Source organism: Paratractidigestivibacter sp., from assembly GCF_963660155.1.
GTDB lineage: Bacteria > Actinomycetota > Coriobacteriia > Coriobacteriales > Atopobiaceae > Paratractidigestivibacter.
The window spans coordinates 1-9,085 of record NZ_CAVKWG010000003.1; the positions used below are offsets into that span (position 1 = coordinate 1).

9 protein-coding genes are annotated in these 9,085 nt (G+C 66.3%); all 9 read left to right on the plus strand.

From position 1 onward, the window contains the following. The first annotated feature begins 180 nt into the window (after positions 1-180). Positions 181-987, plus strand: coding sequence for a phosphatase (locus tag U5709_RS00100; protein WP_321971304.1), 807 nt, complete (start codon positions 181-183; stop codon positions 985-987). Positions 988-1,282: 295 nt separating this feature from the next. Continuing rightward, the gene (locus tag U5709_RS00105; protein WP_415913442.1) at positions 1,283-2,212 is read left to right on the plus strand and encodes a patatin-like phospholipase family protein; all 930 of its coding nucleotides are present in this window, start codon (positions 1,283-1,285) and stop codon (positions 2,210-2,212) included. A gap of 279 nt (positions 2,213-2,491) precedes the next feature. Then, positions 2,492-2,932, plus strand: coding sequence for a 50S ribosomal protein L13 (gene rplM / locus U5709_RS00110; RefSeq protein WP_321971302.1), 441 nt, complete (start codon positions 2,492-2,494; stop codon positions 2,930-2,932). Between the two features lie 2 nt (positions 2,933-2,934). Continuing rightward, a complete protein-coding gene (gene rpsI, locus U5709_RS00115; RefSeq protein WP_321971301.1) occupies positions 2,935-3,330 on the plus strand; it encodes a 30S ribosomal protein S9 in 396 nt (131 codons plus the stop codon). Positions 3,331-3,511: 181 nt separating this feature from the next. Further along, positions 3,512-4,849, plus strand: a complete 1,338-nt coding sequence (gene glmM / locus U5709_RS00120; RefSeq protein ID WP_321971300.1) for a phosphoglucosamine mutase — start codon at positions 3,512-3,514, stop codon at positions 4,847-4,849. Positions 4,850-5,035: 186 nt separating this feature from the next. Beyond that, on the plus strand, positions 5,036-5,614 hold the full coding sequence (gene acpS, locus U5709_RS00125) for a holo-ACP synthase (protein ID WP_321971299.1): 579 nt from the start codon (positions 5,036-5,038) through the stop codon (positions 5,612-5,614). A 3-nt stretch (positions 5,615-5,617) separates the two neighbouring features. Then, entirely contained in the window at positions 5,618-7,234 is a 1,617-nt protein-coding gene (locus U5709_RS00130) for an NAD(P)H-hydrate epimerase (RefSeq protein ID WP_321971298.1), read from the plus strand. A 48-nt stretch (positions 7,235-7,282) separates the two neighbouring features. Next, complete coding sequence (gene alr / locus U5709_RS00135) at positions 7,283-8,443, plus strand: alanine racemase (RefSeq protein ID WP_321972496.1); 1,161 nt, start codon at positions 7,283-7,285, stop codon at positions 8,441-8,443. Positions 8,444-8,452: 9 nt separating this feature from the next. Then, positions 8,453-9,085, plus strand: a 633-nt coding sequence (locus tag U5709_RS00140) for a uracil-DNA glycosylase (RefSeq protein WP_321972497.1), incomplete at its 3' end; no start/stop codon positions are given.

Genomic DNA, 9,085 nt, shown 5'->3' on the forward strand with positions numbered 1-9,085 from the left:
AGCCCACCAAGTAATAACCCCCTACCATTTGGGGACAGTCCCCAAACCGCTGCGGTTTTGGGACAGACATCACGTACAAAGGGACAGTCCCTTTGTCCACCCGGGGCGGGGCGGCCGACGCGGCCGGCCCGCCTTTCGCCGTAGAATGGGGGCAAAACGCCGAGTCAAGAAAGGCTGCTCATGCTCAAAATTGCCTGTGACGTGCACACGCACACGCTCTTTTCTCGTCACGCCTACTCGACGGTGGAGGAGGACGTCCGGTCCGCGGCCGACGCGGGCCTTGAGCTGCTCGGCATTACCGATCACTTCTCGTGCATGCTCTTCGAGGAGCAGACCCTCAAGAACTTCCAGTACTACATCAACATGGGCGTTTGGCCGCGCGAGTGGCACGGCGTGCGCCTGCTGCACGGCTGCGAGGCCGACATCGTGGACGTCGAGGGGCACCTCTTCGGTCACGACATCCCCGTTACCCACAACATCACCGAGGAGCGCCGCCGCGAGGCCACGCTTAAATCGAAGGTCTTCGGTGCCTGCGATTACGTCATTGCGAGCATCCACCGCAAGGACTTCTGCGACGCGGCCACGCGCGCGCAGAACACGCAGATGTACATCAACGTCCTTGAGGACCCGAAGGTGCTCATCCTCGGTCACGTCGGTCGCTCGGGCGTGGACTTCGAGCTCGACCCGGTGCTTGAGGCGGCTCGCAACATGGGCAAACTCATCGAGATCAACGAGTCGAGCATCGCCGAGCCCCTCAAGGCGAAAAAGTCGCTCGCTCGCTGCGAGAAGGTCGCGCGCCGCTGCGCCGAGCTCGGCTGCTTCGTGAGCTTCGGCTCCGACGCCCACATCGCGCCGGCCATCGGCCGCGCCGACCACACCCGCGAGCTGCTCGAGCGCATCGATTTCCCCGAGGAGCTCGTGGCCTGCGCCTCGGCCGAGCGATTTCTTGCCGCCGCCCGCGCCGCCCTGCCCGATTTCGAGCTGTAGGGAGAAGGCGTTCGGGTGGCCGCGAGGCCATCCGCGCCGCTTTTACGGCCGTTCTGAAGCGGAAGTCGAGGTTATGCACGATTTAATTCAAAGTGAGCGAGTAGCCAGGCGATTGCGATTCGCGTTTCCGCAGGTAGATGGGTTGAGAAAATATGCGCTACTCGGCCGGTCCGAGTTATATCGTGCATAACCTCGACTTATGCCACGCAACAATGTCCGAAGACGCCAAGAGGTTAGGAGAATTAGCGTGTCAGAAGAGATTCTTACCAATGTGAGCGCTGAGAACGACGCGCTCATGGACGCCGACGTCACCGACGCTGCTGACGCCACCGACGCCACCGACGCCGACGCCCCGGCGCTCGTCCTCGAGGGCGGCGGCTTCCGCGGCATCTTTACCGCCGGCGTCCTCGACGTCCTCGCCGAGCGCGGCCTCACGCGTTTCTCCAGCGTGTGGGGCGTGTCGGCCGGCGCCATGAACGCCGTCAGCTTCAAGAGCGGCCAGATTGGCCGCACCATGCGCGTCATGCTCACCTTCCGCGACGACGACCGCTTCATGGGCTTCAAGAGCCTCGCAAAGACGGGTGACATCGCCGGCGGCGAGTTCGTCTACGAGACCGTGCAGAACGAGCTCGACCCCTGCGACAACGACGCCTTCGAGGAGAACCCGATGCGCATGTACGCCGTCGCGTCCAACGTGACCTTCGGTACCCCCGATTACCTGCCCGTTGTTCATCTTCCCGAGGACGCGGTCAAGGTTCGTGCGTCCGCCTCGCTGCCGGGCGTCTCGCGCATGGTGGAGATAAACGGCCAGCGCTATCTCGACGGCGGCACCACCGACTCCATCCCCTTCGCCGTGGCGATGGGCCTGCCGGGTGCCCGCAAGGTCGAGGGCCACACGCCGGCCGAGCGCGCGCTCGTCGTCGTCACGCAGGACCGCGGATACGAGAAGGGCGCCGGCACCGAGGCCATAGTCCTGCGCTCGCGCCGCTACGAGAGCTACCCGTACTACACCGAGGCCCTGCGCACGCGCGGCCCGCGTTACAACGCGCAGCGAGAGCAACTCTGGGAGCTCGAGCGCGAGGGCCGCTGCCTGGTTATCGCTCCCGAGAAGCCCGTCGAGGTGGGCGTTATGGAGACGGCGGGTGCGCCGCTTCTGGACCTCTACCTGCAGGGACGCCGCCAGGCCGAGGCCCGTCTCGCCGAGATCGACGCCTTCCTCGTCTAACCGCTAAGGTCTGTCCCCAAACCGCTGCGGAAAGGGGACTGTCCCCAAACCGCTGCGGAAAGGGGACTGTCCCCAAATGGCAGGTCGCCCGGTGCGGGCGGAGCGATGTGTCGAGCTTGTGAGGGCCGCGGGCGGGCAAAATTTCCCCGCTCGCGGCGCCTGCGCTGGCGTACAATTTACAAGCTTTGTCTAGAAGAGCCCCGTAATCTCTTAACAGAACAAGCATGTCGGCGGTTTGTCCAGAAGCCGTCCGAACCGTAGGTACGTAGGAGGAGTCAAGTGAAGAAGTCGACTCAGTTCGCCAAGGCCGGTGAGGTCGAGCGCAAGTGGCTGCTTATCGACGCTGAGGGCGCTACCCTCGGTCGTCTTGCGACCACCGCTGCTATGGCGCTGCGCGGTAAGAACAAACCGCAGTACACCCCGAACGCCGACACCGGCGATTTCGTGGTCGTCATCAACGCCGATAAGGTCATCCTGACCGGCAACAAGATGGACCAGAAGCGCTACTGGCGCTACTCTGGCTACCTTGGCGGCATGAAGTTCGAGAGCTTCAAAGAGGCCATGGAGAAGCACCCCGAGCGCGTCATCGAGCACGCTGTCAAGGGCATGCTCCCCAAGAACACGCTCGGCCGCAAGCAGGGCATGAAGCTCAAGGTCTACGCCGGCCCCGAGCACCCGCACGCCGCCCAGAACCCCGTGAAGATCGATTGGAGGGCCTAACGATGGCTGAGAACTCCGTTGTTTACTGGGGCACTGGTCGCCGCAAGGAGGCCGTCGCCCGTGTCCGTCTCGTTCCCGGCACCGGCAAGTTCATCGTCAACGGCCGCGACGCCCTCAATTACTTTGGTCGTCAGCAGCTCGTCGACAACGCCCTCGAGCCGCTGAAGCTCACCGAGACCGCTGATCGTTTCGACGTCCTCGCCAACTGCGACGGCGGCGGCATCAACGGCCAGTCCGGCGCCTGCCGCCTGGGCATTTCCCGCGCCCTTCTGGACGCCGGCGATTACCGCGCCGACCTCAAGAAGGCCGGCTTCCTCACGCGCGACGCGCGTGCGGTCGAGCGCAAGAAGTACGGCCTGAAGAAGGCCCGCAAGCGCCCGCAGTTCTCCAAGCGCTAAGCTTCGAGCACACCTTGCACTTTTGGGATCCGTCGACTCGCTCGGCGGGTCCTTTTCTTATGGCGTGGCGGCGGGTATGCGCCCGCGCGGCCGCGCCGGCCTCGCGCTGGTAGTAGAATTTTGAGCCACTGAGCACATCGCCTATTGCACACACCTGTTGTCTACCGAGAAGGGACGACGAATGAAGTACTTCGGCACCGACGGCTTCCGCGGCCGCGCCAACGAGGGCCTGGACGTCGAGCACGCCTACAAGATCGGCCGCTTCGTCGGCTGGTACTATGGCAAGCGCCAGGGCAAGAAGGCCCGCGTCATCATCGGCAAGGACACCCGCCGCTCCAGCTACATGTTCGAGTCTGCGCTGATCAGCGGCCTCGTCGCTTCCGGCGCCGACGCCTACATGCTGCACGTCATCCCCACGCCGGGCGTTTCTTACGAGGTCGTGGACGGCGCCTTCGACTGCGGCGTTATGATCACCGCCTCTCACAACCCCTACACCGACAACGGCATCAAGCTGGTCAACCGCGAGGGCTACAAGATGGACGAGGACGTCCTGGAGCTCATCGAGGACTACATCGACGGCAAGACCGACGTGCCTCTGGCCACCGGCGACGCCATCGGCTGCACCGTTGACTACATGCAGGGCCGCAACCGCTACATCGCGAGCCTCATCTCGAGCTGCGGCTTCTCGCTGCAGGGCCTGAAGATCGGCTTGGACTGCGCAAACGGCTCCGCGTCCTCCGTGGCGCGCCCGGTCTTCGACGCCATGGGCGCCGAGACCCACGTGATCAACAACTCGCCCAACGGCTTCAACATCAACGTGGACTGCGGAAGCACCCACATCGAGCAGCTCCAGCGCTTCGTCGTCCAGAACGGCCTCGACGTGGGCTTTGCCTACGACGGCGACGCCGACCGCTGCCTTGCCGTGGACGAGCGCGGCCACCTGGTGGACGGCGACCTGATCCTTTACGTCTGCGGCTGCTACCTCAACAAGCACGGTCGCCTGGCCAAGTCCACCGTGGTCCCCACCGTTATGAGCAACTTCGGCCTGTTCCGCGCTTTCGACGCCGCCGGCATCTCTTACGAGAAGACCGACGTGGGCGACAAGAACGTCTACGCCTGCATGCGCGAGAATGGCTACACCTTGGGCGGCGAACAGTCCGGCCACGTGATCTTCTCGGACCTCGAGAAGACCGGCGATGGCATCATGACCTCGCTGCGCATCATGGAGGTCCTGCGCGGCGAGCGCGAGAAGCTCTCCGAGCTCACGCGTCCGGTCAAGCTCTACCCGCAGCAGCTCGACAACATCCGCGTGACCGACAAGGGCGCCGCGATGAACGCGCCCGAGGTCACGAGCGCCGTGGCCAAGGCCGAGCAGTTCCTTGAGGGCAACGGTCGCGTGCTCGTGCGCGCCTCCGGCACCGAGCCGCTCGTGCGCGTGCTGGCCGAGGCTCCCGACGAGAAGCTCTGCGCCGAGGCCAACCAGATTGTGATTGCTGCGCTGAAGCCGTATATGGCCTAACTGCTGGACGCTCGCACTGGTAGAATTCATAGCGGTTTGACTGACGCGCGTCGGCGGGGCCGGCGCGCGTTGATTTTCAGACAAATTGCAGGTCGCGGGGGTAGGCCGCGGGCTAGACCACGGGAGTAGATCGTGGGTAGGCCGCGGGGCCGCCCCTGCGCAAGGGCACAAAAGGAGGCGAGGCCTGTGACAGCTGCCGGCATCGGGGTCGATATGCTCGAGATCTCGCGCATGGAGCGCGTCATGAGGCGCCGCCCTAACTTCCTGCGCCGCGTTTTTACCGAGGAGGAGCGCGCCTACTGCGAGCGCTCCGCCCGCCCCGCCGAGCACTACGCCGCCCGCTGGGCCGCGCGCGAGGCCGTCGTCAAGGCTCTGGGCTGCGGATTTGGCGGTGGCGTGGGCATCCGCGACGTCAGCGTGACCCGCGATGATCGCGGCTCCGTCCGCGCCCGTCTTACCGGCGGCGCCGCCAAGGTCGCTCTGGAGAAAGGCGTCGTCGAGGTGGCGCTCTCCATCAGCTACACGCGCGACGTTGCCGTGGCCAACGCCGTGGCCGTCACGGAGGCCGTCAAGCCCAAGCCCGACGCCAGGGCCGACGCGGCCCGCGCGCTGGCGGCGTCTTTTCGCGAGGCAAAGAGCGTGCTCGACGAGCTCGAGCGGGTCGAGGACGCGCAAATGGCGCTTCCCATCGACACCCTCGCGCCCGACATGACGGCCGTGGCCTCCACGGCGCTCCCCACAAACCGCCCTTCCACTGAGGAGTAACCCATGCAGCCAGTGCTCAACATCGATGACATCAAGCGCGTTGAGGTCGGCCTTACCCGCGTCGGCGTGAGCGTCTCGGAGCTCATGCGCCGCGCCGGGCGCGCCGTTGCCCACGAGGTCCTGGAGCTCGGGGCAAAGAACGTCGTGGTCTTCTGTGGCATGGGCAATAACGGCGGCGACGGCTGGGTCTGCGCCGAGGCGCTCCACTCCCACGGCGTCTCCGTGCGCATCGTCGCGCCCGTCGAGCCCAAGCGCATCCCCGGCGATCTTGCGCGCCGGGTGGCGCAGAGCGCCGTCCGTTCCGGCACGCCCATGTTCATCGGCCCTTCTCGCGAAAAGGTCAGGGAGCTGCTCGCCGATGCCGACACCGTGGTCGACTGTATGCTGGGCACCGGCTTCCGCGGCGGCGTTCGCAAGCCGTTCGACATCTGGGTCGACTGCATCAACGCCTCGAATGCGCGCGTCGTCGCCGTCGACGTGCCGAGCGGCCTTTCCGCGCAGACCGGCCTCATCGACGGCGACTGCGTCATCGCCGACATGACCGTCACCATGATCGCACTCAAGCCCGGGCTTCTTGCCGACGCGGGCCGCGACGCGTGCGGCGTCATCGTCGTGGCCCCGCTGGCCGAGCAGACCGAGCGCCTCGTCGTCGAGGCCGACCCGGTGGCATGGCGCACGGACCTGGCCGACTACCGGCGTGTTTCCATTGAGCCGAGCGCCGCTCAGGATAAGTTCACCCGCGGCTCGGTGCTCGTGGTGGGCGGCTCCTCGCGCTTCCCGGGCGCCCCGATCATGGCCGCCCGCGCCGCCGCGCGCGCCGGCGCCGGCTACGTGACGCTGGCCGTTCCCGCGAGCATCGTTCCTATCGTGCAGAGCCATGTGCTCGAGATCCCGGTTATCGGCCTGCCCTGCGACGTCGATGGCGTGCTGACCGGCGAGGCCGCCGTTAAGGTCTCTATGCTCGCAGAGAGCAACACGGCGACCCTCATCGGTCCCGGCATGCGCGTCGCATCCGGCCCCGTCGCTTGCGTAAGCGAGCTGCTGTGCGGCAGTAAACCGCTGGTCATCGATGCGGACGGCCTCAACTGCCTCTCGCACCTCACCGAGGGCAACATCACAGATTACCCCGAGATCACGCGCCGAGGAGCGCCGCTCATCCTCACGCCGCACCGCCGCGAGCTCGGCCGTCTCGTCGGCCGCGCCGACAACCCGCCCGCGAGCCTCGAGGAGCAGCTCGAGTGCGCCCGCCAGATTATCTGGACCGACGGTGGCTCTGAGCTGGTCGTTGTTGCCAAGGGCAGCGCGACCGGCTGCGTCGGCGCGGACCAGGCTGTTCTGCCCAAGCCCGGACCCGCGGCACTCGCCACCGCCGGCTCAGGCGACGTGCTCGCCGGCATGATGGCCAGCTACCTCGCCCAGTCGGTCGATAAGGTGTCTGACCTGCCGCTTCTTGCCGCCTTGGCCTGCGAGGTCCACGGCTACGCGGGCACGCTGGCCGCCGAGGCCTACGGCACGCGCGGCGTCGTGGCCGGCGACATCATCGACTGCATCGGTCTTGCCGCCGACGCCATCGAGGAGCACGCCTTCGTCCCCGAGTCTCTGGCTGGCCCGGAGGCTTAGACTGGGAATGCGCGGGCATTTGCCACGCGGCCCAAAGAAGGAGTTCCCATGGTTGTAATCGCGTCTCCCGACGACCGCTGGAGCTGGATCGAGATCGACCTTTCGGCGCTGCGGAGAAACACCACGGCGTTCAAGCGCCGGCTCGAGCGCGGCGTCCAGATGATGTGCGTCGTCAAGGCCGACGCGTACGGCCACGGCGCCGTGCGCTGCGCGAACGCCATGCATGCCGCGGGCGCCGATCAGTTCGCCGTCGCCACCGTGCGCGAGGGCGTTGAGCTGCGTCGGGCCGGCATTGAGTTGCCGATCCTCATCCTTTCTCAGCCGCCGGTGGAGAGCGTGCAGACGCTCGTCGAGCACGACCTCATGCCCTGCGTCTTCGAGGCGGACTTCGCGCTCGCGCTGGGGGAGGCGGCCGCCGCGGCGGGGACCGTGGCCAAGTATCATCTCATCGTCGACTCCGGCATGACGCGCATCGGCGTGCTGCCGGCCGACGCCCTGGAGCTGCGCCGCGCCATCGACTTCCACCGCGGCCTCGAGTGCGCGGGCACGCTCACGCACTTCGCCACGGCCGACGTGCCCGACGACCGGGATTTCGCGTTGCAGCTCAACCGCTTCCACAGCACCTGCCAGGCCATCCGCGACGCGGGGCTCGACTGCGGCCTCGTGCACTGCGACAACACGCCGGGTACGCTGCTGCACCCTGAGTGCCACTTCGACATGTGCCGCGTGGGCATCGGCCTCTACGGCCTCGACGCCGCCGAGACCACGCGTTCCGCGCTGGCGCTCGAGCCCGTGATGAGCGTGCGCAGCCGCGTGACGCGTGTCGTGTATCCCGAGGTCGGGGCCGGTGTGGGCTACGGCATGACTTATCGCGTGCCCAAGCGCAACATCCAGGTGGCGACAGTGCCCATCGGTTACGCCGACGGCCTTTCCCGAACGCTATCCAATAACATGGACGTGTTGGTGGGCGGCCGGCGCCAGCCGCAGGTCGGCAACATCTGCATGGACCAGTTCATGTTCGCCGTGGACGTGAACGCCAACCGTACCTGTTGCCCCGTGCCGGAGGTCCACGTGGGCGACGTCGTCACCCTCATCGGCGCCGACGGCAACGAGCAGATCTCGGCCGACGAGATGGCGCGCCTGCGCGGCACCATCAACTACGAGATCGTCTGCAACTTCGGCCAGCGCCTTGAGAAGATCTACGTGTAGGCGGTTGCCATGGGCGTCATGAGGATTCCCGGCCACGACCACCAGAGGCCACGAGAGGTCTCGCTCGACGAGATCCGCACCGTGATGGGAGACTGCCGCTTGTGTACGCTGGGCGATACGCGCACGAACCTGGTGTACGGTGTGGGTAACCCGCACGCGCGCGTGATGTTCATCGGCGAGGGACCGGGGCGCAACGAGGATTTGCAAGGCGAGCCGTTTGTGGGCGCAGCGGGGCACAAGCTCGACGCGCTTCTTGGCAATGCGGGCCTGATCAGGGACGAGATTTACATCGCGAACGTGATCAAGTGCCGCCCGCCGGGAAACCGCAACCCCAGGCCCGAGGAGATCGAGGCGTGCTCGCCGTTCTTGCGCGAACAGATCCGCAGCGTGTGGCCGGACGTCATCGTGTGCTTGGGCAACTTCGCCGCGCAGTTCGTCTTGCGCACGAACCGCGGCGTCACGACGCTGCGCGGGCAGCTTTACCAGGCGGGGCACTTCGTTGTGTGCCCGACGTTCCATCCTGCGGCGTGCATTTATCACCAGGAGTGGGAGCCGCTGCTCGTGCAAGACCTGCAGCTTGTTGGCGCCTGGCTCAGCAACCATCCCGCACCTGCATTGGGGACAGTCCCTTTTGCAGGTTTC

What these genes read in the sequence shown, in the direction of transcription:
- U5709_RS00100 (WP_321971304.1), top strand. Translation starts at nt 181, where the DNA reads ATGCTCAAAATTGCCTGTGACGTGCACACGCACACGCTCTTTTCTCGT.
- U5709_RS00105 (WP_415913442.1), top strand. Translation starts at nt 1,283, where the DNA reads ATGGACGCCGACGTCACCGACGCTGCTGACGCCACCGACGCCACCGAC.
- rpsI (WP_321971301.1), top strand. Translation starts at nt 2,935, where the DNA reads ATGGCTGAGAACTCCGTTGTTTACTGGGGCACTGGTCGCCGCAAGGAG.
- glmM (WP_321971300.1), top strand. Translation starts at nt 3,512, where the DNA reads ATGAAGTACTTCGGCACCGACGGCTTCCGCGGCCGCGCCAACGAGGGC.
- U5709_RS00130 (WP_321971298.1), top strand. Translation starts at nt 5,618, where the DNA reads ATGCAGCCAGTGCTCAACATCGATGACATCAAGCGCGTTGAGGTCGGC.
- alr (WP_321972496.1), top strand. Translation starts at nt 7,283, where the DNA reads ATGGTTGTAATCGCGTCTCCCGACGACCGCTGGAGCTGGATCGAGATC.